Annotated in this window: 24 protein-coding genes; 1 reads left to right on the forward strand and 23 read right to left on the reverse strand. The window is 46.7% G+C overall.

All coding sequences use genetic code 11. The annotated features are described in order from the left end of the window. Positions 1 to 137: 137 nt before the first annotated feature. The 9 genes from AC1MEO_RS05030 to ccpN all read right to left on the reverse strand — a co-directional run bounded on the left by AC1MEO_RS05030 (position 138) and on the right by ccpN (position 9,332). On the reverse strand, positions 138 to 620 hold the full coding sequence (locus AC1MEO_RS05030; RefSeq protein ID WP_480334755.1) for a DUF2243 domain-containing protein: 483 nt from the start codon (positions 618 to 620) through the stop codon (positions 138 to 140). A gap of 245 nt (positions 621 to 865) precedes the next feature. Next, positions 866 to 1,978 (reverse strand): Nif3-like dinuclear metal center hexameric protein, encoded by a 1,113-nt coding sequence (locus AC1MEO_RS05035; RefSeq protein ID WP_480334757.1) that lies wholly within the window; start codon positions 1,976 to 1,978, stop codon positions 866 to 868. Next, the gene (locus AC1MEO_RS05040) at positions 1,965 to 2,678 is read right to left on the reverse strand and encodes a tRNA (adenine(22)-N(1))-methyltransferase (protein ID WP_480334759.1); all 714 of its coding nucleotides are present in this window, start codon (positions 2,676 to 2,678) and stop codon (positions 1,965 to 1,967) included. The genes AC1MEO_RS05035 and AC1MEO_RS05040 overlap by 14 nt, the downstream gene beginning before the upstream one ends. A gap of 62 nt (positions 2,679 to 2,740) precedes the next feature. Further along, on the reverse strand, positions 2,741 to 3,130 hold the full coding sequence (cccA, locus tag AC1MEO_RS05045; protein WP_480334760.1) for a cytochrome c550: 390 nt from the start codon (positions 3,128 to 3,130) through the stop codon (positions 2,741 to 2,743). Positions 3,131 to 3,395: 265 nt separating this feature from the next. Next, positions 3,396 to 4,535: an acyl-CoA dehydrogenase gene (locus AC1MEO_RS05050; protein ID WP_480334761.1), complete on the reverse strand. Its 1,140-nt coding sequence runs from the start codon at positions 4,533 to 4,535 to the stop codon at positions 3,396 to 3,398. Between the two features lie 151 nt (positions 4,536 to 4,686). Then, positions 4,687 to 5,841: an RNA polymerase sigma factor RpoD gene (gene rpoD, locus AC1MEO_RS05055; RefSeq protein WP_480334763.1), complete on the reverse strand. Its 1,155-nt coding sequence runs from the start codon at positions 5,839 to 5,841 to the stop codon at positions 4,687 to 4,689. Positions 5,842 to 5,874: 33 nt separating this feature from the next. Continuing rightward, on the reverse strand, positions 5,875 to 7,677 hold the full coding sequence (dnaG, locus tag AC1MEO_RS05060; protein ID WP_480334764.1) for a DNA primase: 1,803 nt from the start codon (positions 7,675 to 7,677) through the stop codon (positions 5,875 to 5,877). Between the two features lie 199 nt (positions 7,678 to 7,876). Continuing rightward, positions 7,877 to 8,683 (reverse strand): pyruvate, water dikinase regulatory protein, encoded by an 807-nt coding sequence (locus AC1MEO_RS05065; protein ID WP_480334765.1) that lies wholly within the window; start codon positions 8,681 to 8,683, stop codon positions 7,877 to 7,879. A gap of 10 nt (positions 8,684 to 8,693) precedes the next feature. After that, positions 8,694 to 9,332, reverse strand: coding sequence for a transcriptional regulator CcpN (gene ccpN / locus AC1MEO_RS05070; protein WP_480334766.1), 639 nt, complete (start codon positions 9,330 to 9,332; stop codon positions 8,694 to 8,696). 324 nt (positions 9,333 to 9,656) lie between these two features. On the opposite strand from ccpN, the gene AC1MEO_RS05075 reads away from it, so the two are divergent. Then, on the forward strand, positions 9,657 to 11,033 hold the full coding sequence (locus AC1MEO_RS05075) for a glycine--tRNA ligase (RefSeq protein WP_480334768.1): 1,377 nt from the start codon (positions 9,657 to 9,659) through the stop codon (positions 11,031 to 11,033). 321 nt (positions 11,034 to 11,354) lie between these two features. Here AC1MEO_RS05075 and recO read toward each other — a convergent pair whose 3' ends face one another. From recO to prmA, 14 genes are all read right to left on the reverse strand, one after another. Next, positions 11,355 to 12,137 carry a DNA repair protein RecO gene (gene recO / locus AC1MEO_RS05080; protein ID WP_480334769.1) on the reverse strand — a complete coding sequence of 261 codons (783 nt, stop codon included), beginning with the start codon at positions 12,135 to 12,137 and terminating at the stop codon, positions 11,355 to 11,357. Between the two features lie 12 nt (positions 12,138 to 12,149). Beyond that, a complete protein-coding gene (gene era, locus AC1MEO_RS05085) occupies positions 12,150 to 13,067 on the reverse strand; it encodes a GTPase Era (RefSeq protein WP_480334770.1) in 918 nt (305 codons plus the stop codon). Beyond that, positions 13,051 to 13,461: a cytidine deaminase gene (locus tag AC1MEO_RS05090; protein ID WP_480334771.1), complete on the reverse strand. Its 411-nt coding sequence runs from the start codon at positions 13,459 to 13,461 to the stop codon at positions 13,051 to 13,053. The genes era and AC1MEO_RS05090 overlap by 17 nt, the downstream gene beginning before the upstream one ends. A 19-nt stretch (positions 13,462 to 13,480) precedes the next feature. Continuing rightward, positions 13,481 to 13,834 (reverse strand): diacylglycerol kinase family protein, encoded by a 354-nt coding sequence (locus tag AC1MEO_RS05095; RefSeq protein ID WP_480334773.1) that lies wholly within the window; start codon positions 13,832 to 13,834, stop codon positions 13,481 to 13,483. Next, on the reverse strand, positions 13,821 to 14,303 hold the full coding sequence (gene ybeY / locus AC1MEO_RS05100) for an rRNA maturation RNase YbeY (protein WP_480334774.1): 483 nt from the start codon (positions 14,301 to 14,303) through the stop codon (positions 13,821 to 13,823). Before ybeY ends, AC1MEO_RS05095 begins: the two co-directional genes overlap by 14 nt. 15 nt (positions 14,304 to 14,318) lie before the next feature. Continuing rightward, positions 14,319 to 16,439, reverse strand: coding sequence for an HD family phosphohydrolase (locus AC1MEO_RS05105; protein ID WP_480334775.1), 2,121 nt, complete (start codon positions 16,437 to 16,439; stop codon positions 14,319 to 14,321). A gap of 179 nt (positions 16,440 to 16,618) precedes the next feature. Next, positions 16,619 to 17,578 (reverse strand): PhoH family protein, encoded by a 960-nt coding sequence (locus AC1MEO_RS05110; protein WP_480334776.1) that lies wholly within the window; start codon positions 17,576 to 17,578, stop codon positions 16,619 to 16,621. Between the two features lie 231 nt (positions 17,579 to 17,809). Next, on the reverse strand, positions 17,810 to 18,304 hold the full coding sequence (locus AC1MEO_RS05115; RefSeq protein WP_480334777.1) for a hypothetical protein: 495 nt from the start codon (positions 18,302 to 18,304) through the stop codon (positions 17,810 to 17,812). Positions 18,305 to 18,334: 30 nt separating this feature from the next. Beyond that, complete coding sequence (floA, locus tag AC1MEO_RS05120) at positions 18,335 to 19,321, reverse strand: flotillin-like protein FloA (RefSeq protein ID WP_480334779.1); 987 nt, start codon at positions 19,319 to 19,321, stop codon at positions 18,335 to 18,337. A 4-nt stretch (positions 19,322 to 19,325) separates the two neighbouring features. After that, positions 19,326 to 20,651 carry an NfeD family protein gene (locus AC1MEO_RS05125; protein ID WP_480334780.1) on the reverse strand — a complete coding sequence of 442 codons (1,326 nt, stop codon included), beginning with the start codon at positions 20,649 to 20,651 and terminating at the stop codon, positions 19,326 to 19,328. 229 nt (positions 20,652 to 20,880) lie between these two features. Beyond that, positions 20,881 to 21,054, reverse strand: a complete 174-nt coding sequence (rpsU, locus tag AC1MEO_RS05130; protein ID WP_008431605.1) for a 30S ribosomal protein S21 — start codon at positions 21,052 to 21,054, stop codon at positions 20,881 to 20,883. Between the two features lie 95 nt (positions 21,055 to 21,149). Continuing rightward, positions 21,150 to 21,818, reverse strand: a complete 669-nt coding sequence (deoC, locus tag AC1MEO_RS05135) for a deoxyribose-phosphate aldolase (protein WP_480334781.1) — start codon at positions 21,816 to 21,818, stop codon at positions 21,150 to 21,152. A 122-nt stretch (positions 21,819 to 21,940) separates the two neighbouring features. Next, entirely contained in the window at positions 21,941 to 22,681 is a 741-nt protein-coding gene (locus tag AC1MEO_RS05140) for a 16S rRNA (uracil(1498)-N(3))-methyltransferase (RefSeq protein ID WP_480334782.1), read from the reverse strand. A gap of 12 nt (positions 22,682 to 22,693) precedes the next feature. Next, positions 22,694 to 23,635: a 50S ribosomal protein L11 methyltransferase gene (gene prmA / locus AC1MEO_RS05145; RefSeq protein WP_480334784.1), complete on the reverse strand. Its 942-nt coding sequence runs from the start codon at positions 23,633 to 23,635 to the stop codon at positions 22,694 to 22,696. Between the last annotated feature and the right edge of the window lie 35 nt (positions 23,636 to 23,670).

The following is a 23,670-nucleotide window of genomic DNA, read 5'->3' on the forward strand; positions in this document are numbered from 1 at the left end:
CCTTAAGTTACCCATAATGAAAATATATAATCATTTCCTTGTTTTATTGAATAAAAATCAATATCCGAGCGACTGCTAAAGAGGGGAGAGCCGGTACCCCGGGCTCGATTGAATCCAAATAATGAAGGAGCATCGCGTCACGCTGATCGCCTTTCTTTTCGGGCTTTTCTAAACAACGCGATTCCAACTGCGAGTACGATTGCGCCAACTAGGTTCCACGCTAAGTCATACGGCAATAATTCAACATTATAGCGGATTTGATGGGTCCGCAGCACTTTATGGTTGATGATGCCGTCAAACAGCTGAAATGCGCCCATTCCGATCAGGATTGACGCTGCCCAGCGGCGCATCCAGACCGCATTTCGCCTTCGGAGGTCCGCGAACATGAACAGTCCGCCAATCGCTGCAAACCATGCAAAGGCATTCAGGAGGCCATCCGCAAAAATACCGATTTTCGGTGTCGACAAATCGTAAAAATGATGCCATTGAAGCAATTGGTGAAAAATAACTTCGTCGACAAACGCCATCAGCCCAATTCCAAAAAATAATCCGGACCAGATGTTGCGTTTTTCATACTTTTGGATCTCATCGCTTGCTGCTGAGCGATCTATGCTGACCATTTTCATCACCTCTTCCCAATTTTCATCTTCACTTATTTAATATTTACCCAAACGAAATTTCACTAAAACGAAAAAAGAGGCTCTAGCCAGTCTCTTTAGCCGATTTTAATCTATTTGCTGTTTTCGGATTTTCCCCTTGTAATTTTGGCCCTTTCAACTGCAAGGCACCAGCTTTGAAATTCCCTTGGATCGCTTAGCAACGTCGTCCAACATAACAAAAAGAAGAAGCCGCGGCTTCTTCTTTTTTAAATGAACCGGAAAGGTTCCGTATTTGTCTGTGACGGCAAGAATTCACATTGCCACGTCGGCTGTTGCTTGGACATATGGTCTACCACGCCTTGGATCATCACTTTTTCTACGTGATGCCCCGGGTCGATAACATGGAGCCCCATCGCTTCTGCGTCTTGTGCGACATGAAAATACAGGTCGCCTGTGACATAGACATCCGCTCCAGCACGCTTTGCTTGCTGAATGTATTTATTGCCATCGCCTCCGAGCACCGCCACTTTTTTGATGACGGCATCCGGATCGCCGACCATGCGAAGAGCCGGAACGTCCAATTGCTGTTTTGCCCAATCGGCAAATTCACTTAATGCCATTGGAGTCTCCAGTGTTCCGACACGCCCGAGTCCCATGGCAATTTCTTTGTTTTCCAAAGTGAACACATCATATGCCACTTCTTCGTAGGGGTGCGCCGCGATCATGGCTTTGATGACGCGGTCTTTTTCGTTTTTGCGGACGACCACTTCCACTTTCGATTCAGCCGTCACTTCCATTTTTCCGGCTTCCCCGATATACGGATCCGCATCAAAAGTCGGGCGGAAACGGCCAGTGCCGGACAAGGTATAGCTGCAGTATTCATAATCGCCGATAGCACCGGCTCCTGCTTTGCCGAATGCTTCTCGGACAGCCTCTTCATGGCTTTCCGGAACAAAGACCGCGATTTTCACTAATTCCGCTTCAAAAGTAGGAACCAGCACGCTGGTGTTTTTTAATCCCAGCGCATCCGCCAATAAGTCATTGACGCCACCAGTTGCCACATCCAAGTTGGTGTGCGCAGCATAGACGGCAATATCGGCTTTGATGAGTTTTTCCATCAGGCGCCCCTGCGGAAAATCGGTCTGCAGGTTTTTCAACGGGCGGAAAATCGGCGGATGATGCGCAATGATCAATCCTGCGCCTTTGGCAATCGCCTCGTCAACAACTTCTTCACTGACGTCCAGTGTCACCAGGACCCGTTCAATTTTTTTGTTTAACGTTCCGACATGCAACCCGATTGGATCGCCTTCCATTGCCAGATACTTAGGCGACCATTTTTCGAATTCCTCGATGATCTGCTGGCCATTAGGAATTTTCACGATGCAGCACCTCTTCCACCAATTGTATTTTCTCAATCAATTCCTGCTTTTTCTCGATAATTTCCATCGTTTGAGCAGTCGATTCCATAGAAGCCACAATTTTTTTCCATTGTTCGGTTTCACGAGCCCACTTTTCCCGGAAAATCGCTGTCTTTTCCTTCAGCAATTCCGGCCCCATCAATAATTGCTGTACCGTCAATAAAACAGGCGACTGAACTTTTTCGAGCACCAGAATTTCATAGATTTTTTCATTTTCCTTTAATATTTCTTCCCCTGTGATGCTCCAGTTGTTCGCTGCTGCCCAATCACGGATGGATTTGGCATGGACATTGGGCTGCAGGATCAGTCGTTCCACTCCTGCAAGCCGATCTTTTCCCTGCTCCAGAATCGAGCAGATCAGTGGGCCTCCCATACCAGCGATGGTGACAACAGTAATGCCGTCTTCCGGATGGATGGCATCAAGCCCACTTGCCAGCCGGACGTCGATCTGGCCGGTAAGCCCTTCTTGTTGAACTTGTTTTTGTGCTGACTCAAAAGGGCCTTTGACAACTTCTCCGGCGACAGCTTTATTCGCTATGCCGTTCAATACTAAGTAACAAGGCAGATAAGCATGATCGCTGCCGATATCTGCCACTACTGCATCTTTAGGGACGTGATGGGCGACTCTTGTCAGCCGATGTGATAATTGTTGAGCATTCATTCAGATCCTCCTAATTTGACAGAAAAACCCTTAGCTCCAGAAGAACTAAGGGTTTTTAGATGCTATTCGAGTGATAATACCCACTCAGCCATTGCTGCTGCGTTCTCTTCTGGAACAAGCCCGCCTGGCATAGTGCCTTTACCATTGATCAAAATATCTTCGATGTCTGCTTGTGGAAGCTCAGTAGCGACCAATGATGGACCTACTCCGCCTTCATAGCTTGAACCGTGACAAGAAATACAGTTTGCCTGTGCGTGTGCTTCAGGATCAAATTCCCCTTCAGCTGTTTCTCCGCCTTCTTCACCTTCAGCAGCTTCTCCGCCGCCTTCTTCAGTTGCTTGTTCTTCTGCGATTTCAGCTTCGTTATTAACTCCTTCTAATGACAAGAAGAAAATTAAACCAATACCGAACGCCATGATTAAGATATAAGGTACAATTGCATTTTTTTGCATCCGTTACCCCTCCTTCTACTAAGTTCTGCTAGATGATATTATTCGTATCATTCATTATTGTACTGTATTATCATTGAAACGAAAAGTCTTATCAGATAACTTTTCCTTGTTTGTGACAAAAACGGTAATTTAATTTCATTTGATGCATCCATAGATAGGTTTACCACGATACTTTCCTAAAAAAACTTATTTTATAAATTCTTTTCAGCAAAATATGCTTTCATGAAAAAAGCCCTGCATCTCCGCAGGACTTTAACTGTTCTTTTCAGCAGCCGATCTGGCGTGCGATGACCATTCGCTGAATTTCAGAAGTTCCTTCACCGATTTCCAATAATTTCGCGTCACGCATGTAGCGCTCCACTTCGTACTCCTTCATATAGCCATAGCCCCCGTGGATCTGAATCGCTTCATCTGCCACTTCCATGGAAATTTCAGAAGCATACAGTTTTGCCATTGACGCTTCTTTTGTGAACGGACGCCCTTGGTCTTTCAGCCAAGCGGCTTTGTAGACCATGTTGCGGGCCAGTTCGATTTTCATGGCCATATCTGCCAGTTTGAATTGAGTCACCTGGAACTCGGATAACGGCTTGCCGAACTGCTTGCGCTCTTTTGAATAAGCAAGGGCTTTGTTAAACGCTGCCTGCGCGATGCCTACAGCCATAGCAGCAATGCCGATACGCCCGCCGTCCAATGTCACCAAGAACTGCTTAAAGCCCTCTCCACGTCTGCCTAATAGATTTTCTTTCGGCACACGGACGTTGTCCAGCACCAATTCCGTCGTGTTGGAAGAATGAAGACCCATTTTTTCATAGTTATCGATGATGGTAAAGCCTTCAGCATCTGTCGGTACGATGATGGCGCTGATTTCCTTTTTGCCGTCGTTCATGCCGGTAATCGCCGTGATCGCTAAATGCTTGGCATAGCTGGCATTGGTGATATAAACCTTAGAGCCGTTGATGACCCAGTCGTCGCCATCTTCCACCGCACGGGTTTCCGTTCCTCCAGCATCCGACCCGGCATTGGGTTCCGTCAATCCGAAAGCGCCGAATGAGTCGCCGCTGCAAATCGGTGCCAGGTATTTTTCTTTCTGTTCTTCAGTCCCAAATAAATTCAGCGGCGCCCCGCCGAGTGAAATATGCGCAGAATAGGTGATGCCCGTAGATGCGCAGGCACGGCTCAATTCTTCTGTCACAATCGCAAAACTAGTGGTATCCGCTCCAGCTCCGCCATACTTTTCATCAAACGGCAAGCCCATCATCCCCATGTTGGACAGCTGTTTGAAGATTTCAGTCGGAAATGCCTTGGAACGGTCGCGGTCAATGGCACCTGGTGCCACCACTTTGTCGGCAAATTCTTTAATCGTCTTTTTGATCATCTGCTGTTCTGGTGTCAAATCGAAATCCATTTGTGTACATCCCCTTTGTCGTGAATACGCTTACAACTTTCATTATATAGTGAAAATTAAGACAAACTCAAGCTTTTACTGGAATTCCTTTGTTCGCCACCCAAAAAAAGCCGCTTTCCGGAAAATCCGGCAGCGGCTCAAGAGGTTATTCTTATTCAAGAAAATCTTTCAATCGTTTGCTGCGGGAAGGATGGCGCAATTTGCGCAAAGCTTTCGCTTCAATCTGGCGAATCCGCTCACGCGTCACACCAAACACTTTGCCCACTTCCTCCAATGTCCGCGTACGGCCATCGTCCAGGCCAAAACGAAGGCGCAGCACGTTTTCTTCACGGTCCGTCAAGGTATCTAAGACGTCTTCCAATTGCTCTTTCAACAATTCATAAGCAGCGTGGTCAGATGGCGATTGCGCATCCGAATCCTCGATAAAGTCACCCAAATGCGAATCATCTTCTTCACCGATCGGCGTTTCCAATGAAACCGGCTCTTGAGCGATTTTCAGGATTTCACGCACTTTTTCAGGTAGCAGGTCCATTTCTTCGCCGATTTCTTCCGGAGAAGGTTCACGGCCAAGATCCTGAAGCAGCTGACGCTGTACACGGATCAGTTTATTGATCGTTTCGACCATATGAACCGGGATACGGATCGTCCGTGCTTGGTCAGCAATCGCGCGTGTAATGGCCTGGCGAATCCACCAGGTTGCGTAGGTACTGAACTTGAACCCTTTTGAGTAATCGAACTTCTCAACGGCTTTGATCAAGCCCATGTTCCCTTCCTGGATCAAATCTAGGAATAGCATGCCGCGGCCGACATAGCGCTTCGCGATACTGACAACTAGACGCAGGTTGGCTTCAGCAAGGCGTTTTTTCGCTTCTTCGTCCCCTTGTTCGATCAATTTTGCCAAACGGACTTCTTCTTCTGCTTTCAGCAAATCAACACGGCCGATTTCTTTCAAGTACATGCGGACAGGGTCATTGATTTTGATGCCGGGCGGTACGCTCAGATCATTCAAGTCGAATTTATCTTCGGTCGGTTTCATCAAACGGTCCAAATGTTCTTCATCATCGGATTTACGTTCCAATTCAATGCCGTGGCCTTCCAATTGGTCGATAAACTCTTCTACAGCATCGGATTCCATTTCGAAAACCGCTAATTTGTCAGCAATTTGTTCGTAATTGAGTTCTCCGGTTTTTTTACCTGTTTCAATCAGCTGTTTTTTTGCTTCTTCGACAGTTGCTTCCGGACCTTCAGTAGTCAATGGTACATTGCTAGCTTCAACTTCAGTTTGGCGTTCAGATTTCTCAGCCATGTGACTTCCTCCTTTAAAAAAACCGGAATTAACTTACAATGATTTCCGTAAAGCAATCACTTCTTGTGCAAGAAGTAAAGCGCGCTTAAGGTCATGCTGTTTTTCCGCTTCTTTTGATTGCTGGATTTTTAGATTGATTTGCTGTTCGACCCGATGTTTTTGCAGATGCTTCAAACAATCGGAAATTTCTTCATCCGCATGTTCCGGATCGCGTTCGGATAATGCAGTTTCCATGACAAGCTTGCGGAGTTCTGCATCCTGCAGGGTCTCCAAGAATTTATGGAAATCGGCTTTATCCCATTCTTCATAGAAACCGAGCAATTGAACGTACAGCGCCTGGAATTCTTCACTGACAAATGGTATGCCATTGTCTTCGACCGCTAATTTATCCATAACTGACGGATCTGCCAGGGCATGGGATAGGAGCATCCGTTCCGCCCTATGCAGCGAAGTGACCCGTTTCGGCTCTTTTTTAGCCGTCTTCGCTGCTGCTGGTGGTTCAGGACGATTGCGTTCAATCGTCTTGTTTTCCAATTTCCGATAATGCTGTAGGATCGCTTCTTGAGATAATCCGGTTTCCTCTGATAATTGCTTTATATATAAATCCCGCTCTAAAGGCGAGGATCTACCGGCCAAAAGCTGCAGTACCTCCTGGATGTATTGCAGCAGGTCATTTTCGTATTGAAAATTTTTATGCCTGCGGGCATGCATCATGGCAAATGCGATGAATGCATGCGGCTTGCCGATGATCTGCTGCTTAAAGGCTTCAGCACCTTTTTCGCGGACAAAGTCATCCGGGTCCATCTTGCCTGGCAGGACAGCCACTTCCACTTTGAAATTATCTTCATTGAGGGCGATTGCAGCCCGTTTGGCGGCTTCCCAGCCTGCATCATCGCCATCAAAACAGATGACAACTTCCTGGGCGAACCGTTTCATTTGCCGAATATGCTGAGCAGTGAGAGATGTACCCATTGTTGCTAAAGCATTGTCAACTCCTGCTTTACCCGCAGCAATGACATCCATAAACCCTTCAAACAAAATGATTTTCCGATTTTTGCGTATAGCACTTCTGGCATGATGAACATTGTAGAGCACTTGGCTTTTTTGGAAAATCGGAGATTCTGGGCTGTTCATATATTTGGCTTCCTGTTTAGTCTGCTCAAGGACCCTGCCCGAAAAGGCGATGACTTTGCCGTTTTCATTCATAATTGGAAACATGATCCTACCGCGGAATCGATCAAAATAGCCACTAGACTGCTCACGGGCGATCGCTAATCCGCTTGTTTCCAGTTCTTCTTCGCTAAAGCCTTTTCGCTTAAGCGCCGAAGCCATGTAATTCCATTCTGGAAGCGACCAGCCGATTTTATTTTTTTCGATGATTTCCCGGGTAAAGCCCCTATTTTCCAAATAGTCCAATGCCACTTGGCCTTCTTCCGTATTCAATAGAATATGGTGGTACATGTCCGCAGCAAACTCGTGCATCAAAATCAGTTGATGATCGCTTTTTGATTGCACCGGACCGGAATCAGCAGTGGTTTGTATATCGACATCTATGCCTGAGCGGCTTCCGAGTCTAGACAAGGCTTCCTGAAACGTTAAGTTTTCAATATCCATCAGAAACGTGATGACATTGCCACCAGCTCCACAGCCAAAGCAATGAAAAATCTGCTTATCGGCAGTGACAGAAAAAGATGGTGTGCTTTCTCCATGAAAAGGGCAAAGGCCGAACCAATTGCGGCCCCTTTTTGTTAACTGAACATACTCACCCACGACATCCACAATATCTGTGCTGGAACGGATCTTTTCAATCACTTCTTCTGGAACTCGATTGGACATTATTTTCACCATCTTTAGTTTGCTTAACTTATTTAATTCGTGATAAAAAGATAAAATCCTTCATTTTTCGACAAAAAGATAGAGCAAACTATTTTATCCACTAGTAAGCTTTAGCCACAATTCTTCATTATAAAACGTTTTTATTAAAAAATCCACCAAAAAGAAAGAAAAACCGCCTGTGCAGGTGGTTTTCCCGAAATCATTTTTGGAGTTTGCTCAGGATCAGGTTAGCGGTTTCTTCAACTGCCCGATTCGTTACATCAATTACTTCACAGCCAATGCGATCTACTACCTTGTGGAAATGGCCGATTTCTTCATGGATGCGATCGATTTTTGCGTAGTTGGCATCGTCGTTCAACCCAAGGGCAATCAACCGTTCTTTGCGGATGCTGTTGAGCTTATCTGGTGATATGACCAAACCGAAGCATTTATTCGGATCCACATGGTACAGCTCATCCGGCGGGTCGACTTCAGGTACAAGGGGCACGTTTGCCACTTTCAACCGCTTATGCGCCAAATACTGCGATAACGGGGTTTTGGACGTTCTTGAAATTCCGACCAGCACGATGTCAGCCATCAGGATGCCGCGCGGATCCCGGCCATCATCGTATTTGACCGCAAATTCGATGGCTTCCACTTTTTTGAAATAATCATCATCCAATTTACGGACCAATCCCGCTTCCTGCAGGGGTGGTGCATCAAGCTCTTTCTCCAAGGCATCCAGAAGAGGACCCATCAGATCCACTGCCGTTACATGGAATTTAGCTGTCTGAGACTTCATATAGTCCCGCAATTTCTGGGAAACCAGCGTATAGACGATGAAAGCTTTTTGTGCGACAGCCAATTTAATGATTTCCTGCAGATGGTCGATGGAATCAATATAAGGAAAACGTTTCAGTACAGCATTTTGATCATTATTGAGATATTGGCTGATGGCCGCTTTTGCGACCAGTTCCCCTGTTTCTCCGACCGAATCGGAGACAATGAACAGACGGAGTGAATTCATAGTTGGCACCTCACAAATCGTGGTTTTCCGATAATGATAAAAACGCACGAGTAATATTCGTTTTTGTTAATCTGCCGACGACTTTAAAGCCATCCGGCTGTTCTTCTACCACTGGCAGGGCGTCGATTTGCTGATTGATCAGGCGATGTGCTGCCTGGATCAGTGATTCGTTTTTGGCGCAGTACGTAATGTTCGGCATGCGCGTCATGATGATATGTACAGGAATGCTTGTCAGATTTTGGCTGCCCAAACTTGCACGAAGCAGATCTTTTCTTGACAGCACTCCGGTCAGATACGATTTTTTGTCCACGACAAAAAGCGTGCCGACATCATCGAGAAACATTTGGCTGATGGCGTCGTATACGCTGACATCTTCCCTGACGACAACCGGAATCGACTGAAAATCCTTGACCTTCATGTTATTCATGGTGTCTGTGACGTCCTGGCCCGGTTTTTTGCCCGAATAAAAATAGCCAACACGCGGACGGGCATCTAGAAAGCCTGCCATTGTCAGGATGGCTAAGTCAGGTCGTAGCGTAGATCTTGTTAAGTTCAGGCGATCTGCGATCTGTTCGCCTGTAATCGGACCATTGCCTTTAACGATTTGCAGTATTTCCTCTTGCCGTTTATTGAGTTCGATTGGACTCACCGCCTCAAAATATAAATATGTTATACTCAATACCAATTATTATATACTAATTAACCTGATATTGCGAAGAAAACTTCGCCATGGTACAATGTGAAGGAACTGAACAGAGGCAACGACGGATAGATAAGTACTGTAACCAGAGCGAGCAGGGATGGTGAAAGCCTGCAACTACAGGAAAAGGTGATCCAGAGCCATTTTTTATTTTAAGCGGGCTGCATTTTGCAGTCAATCGAGGTGGAACCGCGGGTCTTAACGTACTCGTCCTCGGACATGATGACATGTCCGTGGATGGGTACGATTTTTTTATTTTATGGAGGTAATTTTATGTCAATGGAAGATGTAGTAGCATTAGCGAAACACAGAGGATTTGTATTCCCGGGCTCTGAAATTTATGGAGGATTGGCGAATACATGGGATTATGGCCCACTTGGCGTCGAATTGAAAAACAATATCAAAAAAGCATGGTGGAAAAAATTCGTCCAGGAATCCCCATATAATGTAGGCTTGGATGCAGCCATCCTGATGAACCCTAAAACTTGGGTCGCTTCAGGGCATGTCGGCAACTTCAACGACCCGATGATCGACTGCAAGAGCTGTAAAACCCGCCACCGTGCGGATAAATTGATCGAAGACGCATTAGACGCCAAAGGCATCGAAATGATCGTCGACGGCTTGTCCTTTGACCGGATGGCGGAATTGATCCAGGAACACGAAGTGAAATGCCCGACATGCGGCAAACAGGACTTTACAGAAGTCCGCCAGTTCAACTTGATGTTCAAGACTTTCCAAGGCGTCACTGAAGCTTCAACCAATGAAATCTTCCTGCGTCCGGAAACGGCTCAGGGAATTTTCGTCAACTATAAGAACGTACAGCGTTCAATGCGCAAGAAAATGCCTTTCGGGATCGCCCAGATCGGCAAAAGTTTCCGCAATGAAATCACACCGGGCAATTTCACTTTCCGGACACGTGAATTTGAACAGATGGAACTTGAATTCTTCTGCAAGCCTGGTGAGGATTTGGAATGGTACGCTTACTGGCGCGATTTCTGCAAAAAATGGCTTTTGGATTTGAATATCACCGAAGACAATATCCGCCTGCGCGAGCATGAAGAAGACGAACTTTCGCATTACTCGAATGCCACTGTGGATATCGAATACAAATTCCCATTCGGCTGGGGCGAACTTTGGGGCATTGCAGACCGCACCGACTTTGACCTGAAACGCCATATGGAACATTCCGGAGAAGATTTCAACTACATTGATCCATCAACAAACGAACGCTTCGTGCCTTATTGCATCGAGCCTTCTCTTGGTGCCGACCGCGTAACATTGGCATTCCTGGTGGATGCCTTCAGCGAAGAAGAACTTGAAAATGACGATAAACGCACCGTTTTACGATTCCACCCGGCATTGGCGCCTTATAAAGCTGCTGTCTTGCCGTTATCGAAAAAATTGGCAGAAGGCGCAACTGGCGTATTCGCTGAATTGGCCAAGCATTTCATGGTGGATTACGATGAATCCCAGTCCATCGGCAAACGCTACCGCCGCCAGGATGAAATCGGCACACCGTTCTGCATCACCTACGACTTTGAGTCTGTCGAAGACGGCCAAGTAACAGTCCGCCACCGCGATTCAATGGAACAGACACGCATGCCGATCGCTGAAGTACAGGCTTATGTCGAGAAGCATATTCAGTTTTAATTAAGAAAAGCGGAAGTGCCTGATCAGCTCTGACAGGCGTAAGGCAGACCGGCAGTGTGGCGTCTTTTGCCACGCAGCCGGGTTGACTTATGACCCGAAGAGCTAGGCACTGGAGTCTGGACACCGAAAAGCGGAAGTGCCTGATCAGCTCTGACAGGCGTAAGGCAGACCGGCAGTGTGGCGTCTTTTGCCACGCAGCCGGTCTGCCTTATGACCCGAAGAGCTAGGCACTGGAGTCTGGACACCGAAAAGCGGAGCTGATTGGTGAAGATCATTAGTTCAACTTAACTAAAAGCAAAACAAAAAGAGTTGCCAAAAAGACTATTCGTCTTTTGGCAACTCTTCTTTTTTCGGGAAAAATTCAGGCGTCCGGTCCAGTTGTTCGAGAAACTTCCTGGACTTTAAGCGAATCCCCGCCTTTTCTTCGTAAATTGTGCGGACGATTTGTTTGAGCAGGGTCTTGGATTCTTTTTTCAAAGTCAAAGAGCCGACCCGTTCAATTGGCACAAAATAGAATGTGCGGATCAACTTCACCAAAGCCGGGCTTAAGCGGATGATGTAGCGGTCGATATGGAAGCAGCGGTGGCAGAGAAAACCCAGTTCCTGAAATGAAAAGGCGAATTCCCCTTCCGTCGCGCCGCAGTTTGCACATTGATGCAGTGTCGGCGTAAGACCGGCCGTCTGCAGCATCTTCCACTCGACAAACAAAGTGATCGCTTCCGGATCGTAGCCTTCATCGATGGCATGGAGCGCCTGATACAACATATCAAAAATGACGGGCTGCGGCTCATCCTGTTCAGTCAATCGGTCAATCAGCTCGGTGACATAACTGGCATAGGCGGTCGACATGATGTCTTCGCGGATATGCCGCAGCGATTCCAGCGGATCCCCTGCCTGCAAGGTTCCCATGCCTCTTCCTTTGTAGATCGAAAAGGTGCCATGGGTAAAGACCTGGGTGATCGCCGCCAATCTGCTGGCAGGCTTTTTCGCCCCCCTTGCCATGCAGGTTATTTTCCCCGCTTCTTTGGTGAACAAGGTGACGATTTTATTCGTTTCGCCATAAGGCATCGTACGAATGACAATTCCCTCTACTTGGCTTTGCATGGGAAGGACTCCTTAGTATTCGTCGTCTCTGAAGCCGAAATCACGTAGATGCATTGCTTTGTTGCGCCAATCCTTCTGCACTTTGACCCATAGCTCCAAATAGACTTTCGACCCAAGCAGGTTTTCGATATCCTGGCGTGCACGTGTACCGATTTGCTTTAGCAGTACGCCTTTTTTGCCGATAACGATGCCTTTTTGTGAATCACGCTCGACCATGATGATTGCCTGAACGCGGATCATGTCCTTATTTTCGGAATCCGGTGCAATTTTTTCAATGACCACCGCAATGGAATGCGGAATTTCTTCGCGCGTCAAATGCAGGGCTTTTTCACGGATCAGTTCGGAAATGATAAAGCGTTCCGGATGGTCTGTAACTTGGTCAGCCGGGTAATATTGCGGTCCTTCTGGAAGGCGCTCGTCGATTTTCGCCAACAAATTCTCGACATTATTTCCTTCCAGCGCTGAAATTGGAATCGCCTCTGCAAAATCGAATTCTTTTCGGTACGATTCAATGATTTTCGGCAGATTATCAGGATGCACCTGGTCAATCTTATTGATGACCAAAAATACCGGCACATCGATGCCTTTCAGCATGTCAAGAATATAACGGTCTTCTTTGCCGACACGGTCTACGCCGCTTGCAACAAACAGCAGCACATCGACTTCACGGAATGTGTTTTTGGCTACCTTCAGCATAAAGTCTCCGAGTTTATGGCGAGGTTCGTTGATGCCGGGTGTATCAATGAAGATCATCTGGCTTTCATTGGTCGTCACGACGCCTTGAACTTTGTTTCGTGTGGTTTGGGGCTTGTCACTCATAATGGCAATCTTTTGGCCCACCACGCGGTTAAGGAAAGTCGATTTGCCGACATTCGGACGGCCGATGATGGAAATAAATCCTGATTTGAATCCGTTATTCTCTGGCTGCATATTTTAAATCCTCCGTTGAAAATGCGCCGGGAAGCAATTCACTGATTGTCGTTTCCTGGACGTCACCTTTTAAATTTGTTAAGTAAACTGGCATATCCGGCGAGCAGAACTCAGCCAACACTTGTCTGCATGCACCACAAGGCGACACAGGGCCCGGGGTGTCCGCAGACACAGCGAGCGCCACAAACGTCTTGTCGCCTTCAGAAACAGCTTTGAACACCGCTGTACGCTCTGCGCAATTCGTCATGGAATAGCCGGCGTTTTCAATATTGCAGCCTGTGTATACTTTGCCGTCAGCTGTCAGCAGAGCAGCGCCGACAGGAAATTTTGAATAAGGCACATATGCATTGCTGCGTGCCGCGATCGCTTGCTTCATCAATTGTTCTTTTTCCATGTTTATCACCTCTGCGAGTTTAAAACCATTTGGGTAGAAATATCAGTAATCCAATTATAGCACTTGCCGCGGCAAATACCAAAACGGCACCTGCTGCCATATCCTTGGCCTGCTTGGCAAGCGGGTGAAGCTCGGCAGTCGAAAGGTCAACAACCCGCTCAATGGCCGAGTTGACCATCTCCAGTGCAATCATGCCGCCGATCAGCAGAATGACGATTAGCCACTCCAGATAAGACAGACCCGTCAACCATCCGGCCAGCACGACCACCACCGCAGCCAAAACATGAAAGCGGATGTTCTGTTCACGCTTTAAGGCGGTGCCGATGCCTGCGGCTGCAAATTGGAAAGAGCGGAAAAATCTACGCGCCGCCATGCTTCTCACGCGTGATGCCGAGTGAAACCAGAATCTCTTCTTGTCGGGAAAACATTTTCTTTTCATCTTCTTCGGTCAGATGGTCGTACCCGAGCAGATGCAAAAAGCCGTGGACTGCCAGGAAACCCAGCTCCCGTTCAAACGAATGCCCGTAATCGGCCGCCTGTTCTTTTGTGCGGTCCAGTGAAATGATGATGTCCCCGAGCATCCGCGGCTCTGTTGAACCGATGATGGCCGTCTCGCCTTCGCCCAGTTCTTCCATGGCAAACGAAATGACATCCGTCGGCTGATCTTTGCCCCGGTATTCCCGGTTGATGTCACGGATCATTTCATTGGTGACAAACGTCACCGACACTTCAGATTGCCCCAATCCCTCTTCTTTCGCTGCATGTTCCAGTATTTTTTGTACAAAATCCAGTTCCTGCTGGTTCAGGCTTTCCGTTTCATCCATAAAATCGATTGCGATCATAGCAGTTCCTCCTCGTCAATTGGTTTCTTTCGGATATTCGATGCGGGAATGGAAAATCCCATTCAAGGTTTCGCACATAACCGCCTTTACTTTCTTCAGCTCTTTTAAGGATATATCACATTCCTCGAATTGCCCATCTTTCAGTTTATCTTCCACAATCGATTCCACCAATTTTTTTATCTTTTCTGATGTTGGTTCCTTCATCGACCGGACGGCTGCCTCCAGGCTGTCCGCGATGCAGATGATGGCAATTTCCTTGGTTTGCGGCTTTGGCCCTACGTAGCGGTAGGACTCCTCTTTGGTGTCCGGATCCGTTTCTTTCGCTTTGTAATAAAAGAACTTCAACAGGCTGGTGCCATGGTGCTGCGCTGCCACATCCACAATTTCCTTAGGCATCTTATACTTTTTAAGTATGCGGGCTCCTTGTACGCCGTGCGCGAGGATGATGTCGCGGCTTTTTTCCGGCGGCAGACGGTCATGCGGATTTTCGATGTTGACTTGATTTTCAATAAAGAACTGCGGCTGTTTCGTTTTGCCGATATCGTGGTAATAGCAGCCGACTCTGGCCAACAGACCATTTGCCCCAATCGCTTCACAGGACGCGTCCGCCAAGTTGGCGACCATCAAGCTATGGTGATAGGTGCCCGGCGTTTCCATCAAAATCTTTTTCAATAACGGATGGTTCGGATTGGACAGCTCGATCAGCCGTATAGCCGACAGCATCCCGAATGCCGACTCGAAAAACGGCAGCAGGCCGATTGCCAATGCACCCGACAACAAGCCCGATACAACAGCAGCCGTAAAATAAAACCCGATTTCCGACCAGTTGTATTGCGTCTGGCCGATCAGCAGGTAAAAAGCGACAAACAGCACGTTGGCTCCGGCTACCGCCAAGCTGATCTGCAGCAGACGTCCACGGCCGCCGTCCTGATCAATCAAGTAAATAGCGGTCAATCCACCAAACAGGATATAAAGGGCGACATCCACCTGCAAAGAAGCGGAATAGCCGCTTTGCAGCATGATCCCTGCTGCTGCACTGAGCAGGACCGTCACAAAGACAGCCGCCCGCTCACTGACCAGCAGGCGGACAAGCATACCTGCAAGCGCCGTCGGGAAAAGAAAAGAAATCACGAGATCAAAATTTTCACTGACCGCATACAATAAATTCATAAGCGAAAGTGAAATGGCGATCACTGCCATCATGACCAACAGTTCAGTTGTTTTATTTTTGTCATCCTTCTGTGAACGGGAGATCACCGCCAGCAGGAGCCCCATAGCGATCAAGACAAAAATCAATAACCCGAGCAACGGTTTATAATTCAGCTGCTCTTCTGTCATTCCAGCCAGTTCCAGCTGGCGATAGACTTCCCTGTCCACTATCTGCCCTTCCTGAACAAGGACCTGTCCCTGCAGTATGCGTGTCGGCTCTACGCTGCTTCGCACCTGCTCAACTTGGCTTGCTGTCAGTTTCTCATTGACCAGTTCGTTCGGGATGATGGCGAAGCGGCCCACAGTTACTGCCGCTTGGACCACGTCAGCTGGAATCTGTTCATTGCGCCGGATATCCTGCTCAATTTCCGTGCGGATCCGCGCGACTGCCTCAACCCGTACCGGTTCGCTCAAATACGATTCAAGCAGCCTGTCCAATTCATCCTGGACTTCAACGAGTCTGTCAGTCGGCAGCGACACTAAAGAATTCAGCATGTCTTCTGTTAAACGCAGGCCATTTTCGCTGGTCTCCATCAGGCGCAGGTCTTCTCTAAGTTCTGCAATCATCGCTTCTTGGGAAAGTTCTTCCTGCTCTTTTTCAGGCGGAGCTTTCGCATCAAGTATATAACCGAAAAGGGATTCGATTACAGCTGATTGGTTAGCGGCAATTTCATCCATAAATTGATAGCTCGGCGCCACTTCTTCCGCGAGCCGTTGTCTTTCCAACTCGGTTTTAATCGGATCTTCTACTGTTTTTTCAGAACGGATAGTTTCAGATGATAATTGAAATAACCGGATATCATATGTATCTCCCCGAACAGAGTCCATCAAAAAAGCATAGAGCATCATGCCGGTCAATAAGACGCCTATCGCCATCAATTTTCGGTAACCCATTTTTTCAAAGACTTTTTGTGCTCTTTGACGCATGCCGATACACCCCGCATTTCTTATTTCCATCATAACAACTAAAGAAATGGATTTCACGGTGTATTTCTAAAAATTTGAAATTTTCCCCATATTTATAAGTTTAAATAATCTGTACGGAGGCTGATTCAACCAAAGAAAAAGATGCAGGGAACTTTCTCCTGCATCTTTCCTTCTCTCTTTTAAGTAGGCTGATTTTCATAAGCCTCAATGATTTTCGCAACAAGCGGATGGCGGACCACATCGCCGCTTTCAAGATACTGGAAATGGATGTTGCGGACGCCTTTTAAGATCGTTTCAGCTGCAATCAATCCAGACTCTGCGCCGCGCGGCAAATCGATCTGCGTTTTATCTCCCGTAATAATCATTTTCGAGCCGAAGCCGAGGCGCGTCAAGAACATTTTCATCTGTGCTTTGGTGGTATTCTGTGCTTCATCGAGAATAACAAAAGCTTCATCCAATGTGCGTCCTCTCATGTATGCGAGCGGAGCGATTTCAATGGTGCCGCGTTCGATAAAACGATTGGTCTGCTCCAGCCCCAGCACATCATGCAGGGAATCGTACAGCGGACGCAGGTAAGGGTCCACCTTTTCCTTCAGATCACCCGGGAGAAAGCCCAGGCTTTCTCCCGCTTCCACAGCAGGCCGTGTCAAAATGATTTTCTTCACCTGACCGTTTTTAAGTGCCTGGACCGCCATGACAACTGCCAAGTAAGTTTTGCCTGTCCCGGCCGGCCCAATCCCGAATACCAGGTCCTTGCCACGGATAGCGTGGATATAATGGCGTTGGCCAATGGTTTTAGCGCGGATGGATTTACCGTTGGCATTGCGCGCCACTTCTTCGTCATACAGTTCAGCGAAATATTCAATTGTGCCATTTTTGGCCATTTCAATAGCAGAGACAATATCCCGCTGATCGATATTGATATTTTTTCGAATCACTTTCAGTAATTGTTCTATTAATAATTTCCCCGTCTGCCTGCCTTCTTCTGAACCAGTTAATTTGATGACTTCACCACGGGTAATGATTTGAATGTCAAAAGCTTCTTCGATTAACGTTAAATGATTGTCTGATATCCCGAGCAGCTGAACCGCTTCATTTGGGTCTTTCACATGTAATTCGAGTAGGTTATTTTCTGTCATGTGGACGCTCCTTGGAATAGAGTATTTACTACTATTTCCACTCTATCATTAAAGATAATCACTTGTAAAACAATTATCTGATAATGAACTGAGCAAAAGAATTCACCTTCCATGCCAAGCTACAGGAAACAGTGATTTTAAAACCTTTGGAATAGCATCAATCAATTCATAAGTTTACATAATAATATTATTAAAAATAAAAGCCGACCAGTTTCCACTGGCCGGCTGCTGTTACCTTTTAGACTTTGGCGGCATTAAAATCTCCGCCATGATGATGCCTCTTCTGACGTCCTCATCACTTAATGGCAAGAGTTCATCATTTCTTTTTTCAACCCGCGGAGCAGATGGCTCATTTTGTAAAACCCTTAATTCGCTTCCTGAAATACGATCCTGTATTCCACTTGGCGCATTTCGGGAACTCACACGGCGCTGTACTTCCTGGCGCGCTTCCCGAACCGGAGTCCGTTTTACAGCTTCTTCAGCTTTTTTCTTAACCTGTTCTGCTCGGGCAGGCTGTTGATTTTTTTGATTCTGCAATTCCCCATAAATTTCTTTCGCATAATCTTCTACTCGTTTGAACGTTCTTTGTCCGGAACGGTTGTCCCTACCAGTTGATTTTGGTGTTGAGACCGGCCCTGCCGGAGAATCATCGGCTGAATCTTTTTTGTTTTTACTGAAAAAAGCACTGATTGCCATGATTACCAGTCCAAATATGAGAGCTTCCATACGACAAACCTCCCTTATGGTCAACGCCCATTATTTATCGTCGGATTTATCCATTCCTGTTTTCGAGATGGACTCTCGCATACCTGTATCTGCTTGAACGTTTTTATAATTGACATAATCCATTACGCCAATATTTCCGCTGCGAAGCGCTTCGGACATTGCAAGTGGCACTTCCGCTTCTGCTTCGACAACTTTCGCTCTCATTTCTACAACTTTCGCTTTCATTTCCTGTTCGCTTGCTACAGCCATTGCACGGCGTTCTTCTGCTTTGGCCTGGGCGATTTTCTTATCCGCTTCAGCTTGTTCCGTCTGCAATTCTGCACCGATGTTTTTGCCGATATCAACGTCTGCGATATCAATCGACAGGATTTCGAATGCTGTACCAGAATCCAAACCTTTCGATAGGACTGTCTGAGAAATCAAGTCTGGATTTTCAAGAACTTTTTTATGGCTCGTGCTTGAACCGAGTGTCGAAACGATCCCTTCACCAACACGGGCAACAATCGTCTCTTCACCTGCACCACCGACTAAACGGTCGATGTTTGCACGAACAGTAATTCTAGCTTTTGCTTTTACTTCAATTCCGTCCATTGCAACACCTGCGATAAATGGTGTTTCAATAACTTTCGGGTTTACCGACATCTGAACTGCTTCCAACACGTCACGACCTGCAAGATCGATGGCTGCTGCGCGTTCAAACGGCAATTCAATATTGGCACGGTGAGCGGCAATCAATGCATTGACAACGCGGTCAACATTACCGCCGGCTAAGTAATGGCTTTCCAGTTGATTGATGGTTACTGTCAATCCAGCTTTTGATGCTTTGATCAATGGATTTACGATCCGTGATGGAATAACCCGGCGTAATCTCATTCCGATCAGTGTAAAGATACTGATTCTTACTCCTGCGGCCAATGCTGAAATCCATAATGTAATTGGCACGAATGTGAAGAAAATTGCCAAAATGATGATGATTCCTATTATTGCTGCGCCTAAACCAATTGCTTCTAGTCCCATTCTGTTATTCCTCCTCTTGTTTTTCAAGCTCACGAACAACGATGCGCGAACCTTCTACCTTGATTATCTTAACATCTTTCCCGTTGTCGATAAACCTGCCTTCAGATACAGCGTCAATGCGTTCGTCATCCAGCCTGATTGTACCGGATGGACGGAGTGCCGTCACTGAATGAGCAATTTTACCGACAAGTTCCGGGCGATTTGTAGTCGATACATAACCATGTTCTGTATCGGTGGCATCCGTCAAGATAATCCGTTTGAACAAATCAAGCCGCTTACCAAAGAATTTCACTACAATCACCATCCCCACTGTTGCTACTATCATTGCAATAAGTACTGCTATGGCGGTGGTCTTCAGATCCCCTCCCGCCAAAAGAATGCTGCCCAGAATGGCGGCAATCCCCAGGAATCCCGCAACGCCGCCCGGAATGATGAACTCAGCAATCAACAGCCCGAATCCGATTACCAATAGAATGATCGATTCGTAACCAGCTAATCCAGCCACCAAATGGCCATAAAAGAACAGCATCAGGAAAGACAGCCCCACCGCACCGGGTATCCCGACTCCCGGTGTAAACAGCTCAAGCAACAACCCAAGCCCCGCAAATGACAAGAGGATCGGCACGACGATCGGATTGGTCAAAAAACGGGCCAGGCTTTCTGAAAAAGTCTCATCGATCCTCACAACAGCGGCATCTTCGTACCCCTTTAAAGAGAGCAGTTCGTCCAGAGAAGAGACAGTTCCTTCCGAGTAACCCACCTGCTCGGCTTCTGTTGCGCCGAGGGTCAATAACTCCCCTTCGGCCAAGCCCAGTTCAGGCAGGCTGATTGAAGCATCTGCCATGGCCAGCGCATATTCCGGATTCCGGTCTGCTGTCTGAGCCGCACTCTTCATAGAAGCCAACCAGGCACTGTTCGCTTTATCGGCAGCTGCATTGCCAGACATGTCAATCACCTGTGCCGCTCCCATGCGGCCATTCGGATGCATATAGATTTCATTGGTATGCAAAGCGAGGAAAGCTCCGGCAGAAAGCGCATCCTGGTTGATAAAAGAAAATTTTTCCAGCGAAGTTTTGTTCAGCGAACGGGCAATGCCATCTGCCGCATCCACAAATCCACCCGGTGTATCTATTTCAAATATAATGGCTTCGGCTCCAGCGTCTTCCGCTTCTTCAATGCCCCGTTCGATAAAAGCCTGCAGTCCTCTTTCGACTTCATCTTCGATCGGTATGACATACACTGTCGAAGTGTCAGCCTGGATAGCCGGGAGCATGAGCAGAAACGATAACAGTAAAAGTCCAAAACCAATAAAGACTTTGACTCTGCTCAATGGGATCTCTCCTTTCGCATTACAAATTTACTGTTTGTATATATACGGATGACTTCACATTCGGTTTCAATAATTTCTGTTATGTCCATTATAAAGGATTGACTCCGCAATAACGAAAGAAAGCGCTTGCGAATGTGACAATTAGAAAAACCGCCAACACGGTGATCGTGTTGGCGGTTTAGGCTGGTCGTTCATATTTTTTAAAAGTCATTATACTCGTTAAAGTCAATTAAAATTTACGTTTACGCGCAGCTTCTGATTTTAGTTTACGTTTCACGCTCGGCTTATCATAGTACTCGCGCTTTCTTACCTCTTGCATTGTTCCGGATTTAGAAACAGTACGTTTGAAGCGGCGAAGAGCATCTTCAATCGATTCGTTTTTACGAACGGTAGTTTTTGTCATCTCTTTTTCCCTCCCTCCGAACACACGTTGAAGCGAAGAACAACAAGTGTTATATACTCAAAAATTATATCGCATTCTCAAAGAAAGGTCAATAGTTAATAATCGGAATCTGAAGTTAGCCCCTGCATGATTTTTACACCCGAGCTTGCGCCGATGCGTGTAGCGCCTGCTCCGATCATCGCTTCTACATCTTCCAGGCTACGAACGCCACCGGAAGCTTTCACTCCCAAATCAGCACCGACTGTCTGGCGCATCAATTTGACGTCTTCTACAGTTGCTCCTCCAGTTGAAAAGCCAGTGGAAGTTTTAACAAAGTCAGCTCCAGCTTCTTTAGAAAGCCGAGAAGCGGTGACTTTTTCATCGTCAGTCAGCAGGCAGGTTTCAAGGATCACTTTTACGATTGCTTTGCCTTTTGCTGCATGGACGACTGCTTCGATATCTTTTTTCACATGGTCTGTATTGCCGCTTTTTAGTGCTCCGATGTTCAAAACCATATCAATTTCACCAGCGCCTTTTGAAATGGCATCTGTCGTTTCAAAAGCTTTTGTTTCAGGAGTAGATGCTCCAAGCGGAAACCCGATGACTGTGCATACTTTCACGCCACTGCCGGTCAGTGCGGCTGCTGCTGTTTCAACCCAGGTCGGATTGACACAAACAGATGCGAACTTGAATTCGGCTGCTTCTTTGCATAATTGAATTACTTGGCTTTCTGTTGACTCAGGCTTTAATAAAGTATGGTCAATATATGATGCGATGTTCGTCATGATTAAAAATCCCCATTCTAGTAAAAGTCATTTTGTTTATCAGGCAATTTCCCCCAACCGGGAAATGCTCCTGCTGTTCAGTACCCGAAACTTTTGATGCAGTCCGGAATAAGCTCTCAGCTTTATTCGAATTCACAGGAGATGGCGGCCAATGCATACAAAGGCGCCGTTTCGGTCCGCAGAATACGCGGACCGAGGGAAGTGAAGATAGCTCCAGCATTTTTCAGTGCTGCGACTTCCCTTTCAGAAATTCCACCTTCCGGACCAAAGACGATCAAGACTGAATCTTTATCATACAATGATTTCAAAATTTCAGCAAACCGCGTTCTGTCGCCTTGCCGCGCTTCTTCTTCATAGGCAACGATCACTGCATCATAAGATGATTCAGCCTGGCTCAGCAATTGCTTGAAGCTATGGACGTTATGTATTTCAGGAATGTGCGTCCTATGCGACTGCTCAGCTGCTTCTTTGGCAATCTTTTGAAGCCGGTTGATCTTTTTCTCACTTTTGGAATTGTCCCATTTTACGATCGAACGTTCTGCAGAAAATGGCAGCAGTGCATACATCCCTAGCTCTGTCGCTTTCTGGGTAATCAAATCAAGCTTGTCGCCTTTTGGCAATCCACAGGCAATGGTTATTTTTTTCGGCAGTTCCACCTGTGTTTCCAGTATTTCACCCAACTCTATTTCCACATCAAAGTCAGCCGCCAGTATCTTGGAGAGATAGGCTTGGCCTTCTATGACCGCAATCAAATAGTCGCCAGTTATTTGGCGCATAACTTTGGCGATGTGCTTTGCATCATCGCCCGTTATCGCCACTATTCGACTTTCGGGAATCTTGCCTTCTATAAAATATCGTTGCATTGTGGCACCCCGTTATTCAGGTTTTTTTGAAATGATGGTTACCCAGTCTTCCATCATCATGACGTCTTCAATGATAAATCCGGAAGCTTCAAGAGCAGCTTTGACATCATTCTTTTTTGCCGCGATGATGCCGGATGTGATATAGAAGCCACCCGGTTTAACGATGTTGAATGCATCATCGGTAAATGACATGATGACTTCCGCCAGAATATTGGCAACGACCACATCACCCGGTTGGTCTATTTTATCGACCAGATTGCCTTCTTCTACAGTTACGATGTCCTGGACTTTATTCAGCTCAACATTCATGCCCGCTGCTTTTACAGCAATCTCATCCAAATCCAGTGCATAAACTTCTTTGGCGGACAGCAAAGCCGCTCCAATCGCCAATACCCCTGACCCTGTACCGATGTCGATAACACGATCATTCGGCTGCACTATTTTCTCCAAAGCCTGCAGGCTCATGACAGTAGTGGGATGGGTCCCTGTTCCGAAAGCCATTCCCGGATCCAACTCGATGATCAATTCATCGCTCGAAACCGGTTTATAGGTTTCCCATGTTGGAACAATTGTAAAACGTTCGGAAATTTTTACGGGATGGTAATATTTCTTCCACGATGTCGCCCAGTCTTCTTCATCCACTTCGCTTATGGTCACTTCATTTTTGCCCAGGTTGATGTCGAATTCAACCAGGTTGTTGATCGCCGATTTAACAGCGTCAACCGTCTCTGCCAGAAAGCTGTTGACCGGCAAATAGGCTTTCAAAATAACCCCATCCACTGGAAAATCTTCGGGATCCAGCGAATAGATTTCACCAAAACGATATTCTCTTTCTTTTGTCAAGTCATCTGAATCCTCAATGACAACTCCGCTGGCTCCTGCTTCGTGCATAATATTGGACACCGCTTCAATCGCTTCATTTGTCGTATGGATCGCCAGTTCTAACCATTTCAATTCCGCCCAGCTCCTTTTTCGCTTTTACAGTCAGT

The sequence above is a fragment of the Planococcus sp. BI3 genome, assembly GCF_056680115.1.

Excerpts from the sequence above, each read along its gene's own strand:
- AC1MEO_RS05030 (WP_480334755.1), bottom strand. The coding sequence starts at position 620 with ATGGTCAGCATAGATCGCTCAGCAGCAAGCGATGAGATCCAAAAGTAT.
- AC1MEO_RS05040 (WP_480334759.1), bottom strand. The coding sequence starts at position 2,678 with ATGAATGCTCAACAATTATCACATCGGCTGACAAGAGTCGCCCATCAC.
- cccA (WP_480334760.1), bottom strand. The coding sequence starts at position 3,130 with ATGCAAAAAAATGCAATTGTACCTTATATCTTAATCATGGCGTTCGGT.
- AC1MEO_RS05050 (WP_480334761.1), bottom strand. The coding sequence starts at position 4,535 with ATGGATTTCGATTTGACACCAGAACAGCAGATGATCAAAAAGACGATT.
- rpoD (WP_480334763.1), bottom strand. The coding sequence starts at position 5,841 with ATGGCTGAGAAATCTGAACGCCAAACTGAAGTTGAAGCTAGCAATGTA.
- dnaG (WP_480334764.1), bottom strand. The coding sequence starts at position 7,677 with ATGTCCAATCGAGTTCCAGAAGAAGTGATTGAAAAGATCCGTTCCAGC.
- AC1MEO_RS05065 (WP_480334765.1), bottom strand. The coding sequence starts at position 8,683 with ATGAATTCACTCCGTCTGTTCATTGTCTCCGATTCGGTCGGAGAAACA.
- AC1MEO_RS05075 (WP_480334768.1), top strand. The coding sequence starts at position 9,657 with ATGTCAATGGAAGATGTAGTAGCATTAGCGAAACACAGAGGATTTGTA.
- recO (WP_480334769.1), bottom strand. The coding sequence starts at position 12,137 with ATGCAAAGCCAAGTAGAGGGAATTGTCATTCGTACGATGCCTTATGGC.
- era (WP_480334770.1), bottom strand. The coding sequence starts at position 13,067 with ATGCAGCCAGAGAATAACGGATTCAAATCAGGATTTATTTCCATCATC.
- AC1MEO_RS05090 (WP_480334771.1), bottom strand. The coding sequence starts at position 13,461 with ATGGAAAAAGAACAATTGATGAAGCAAGCGATCGCGGCACGCAGCAAT.
- AC1MEO_RS05095 (WP_480334773.1), bottom strand. The coding sequence starts at position 13,834 with ATGGCGGCGCGTAGATTTTTCCGCTCTTTCCAATTTGCAGCCGCAGGC.
- ybeY (WP_480334774.1), bottom strand. The coding sequence starts at position 14,303 with ATGATCGCAATCGATTTTATGGATGAAACGGAAAGCCTGAACCAGCAG.
- AC1MEO_RS05105 (WP_480334775.1), bottom strand. The coding sequence starts at position 16,439 with ATGCGTCAAAGAGCACAAAAAGTCTTTGAAAAAATGGGTTACCGAAAA.
- AC1MEO_RS05110 (WP_480334776.1), bottom strand. The coding sequence starts at position 17,578 with ATGACAGAAAATAACCTACTCGAATTACATGTGAAAGACCCAAATGAA.
- AC1MEO_RS05115 (WP_480334777.1), bottom strand. The coding sequence starts at position 18,304 with ATGGAAGCTCTCATATTTGGACTGGTAATCATGGCAATCAGTGCTTTT.
- floA (WP_480334779.1), bottom strand. The coding sequence starts at position 19,321 with ATGGGACTAGAAGCAATTGGTTTAGGCGCAGCAATAATAGGAATCATC.
- rpsU (WP_008431605.1), bottom strand. The coding sequence starts at position 21,054 with ATGACAAAAACTACCGTTCGTAAAAACGAATCGATTGAAGATGCTCTT.
- deoC (WP_480334781.1), bottom strand. The coding sequence starts at position 21,818 with ATGACGAACATCGCATCATATATTGACCATACTTTATTAAAGCCTGAG.
- AC1MEO_RS05140 (WP_480334782.1), bottom strand. The coding sequence starts at position 22,681 with ATGCAACGATATTTTATAGAAGGCAAGATTCCCGAAAGTCGAATAGTG.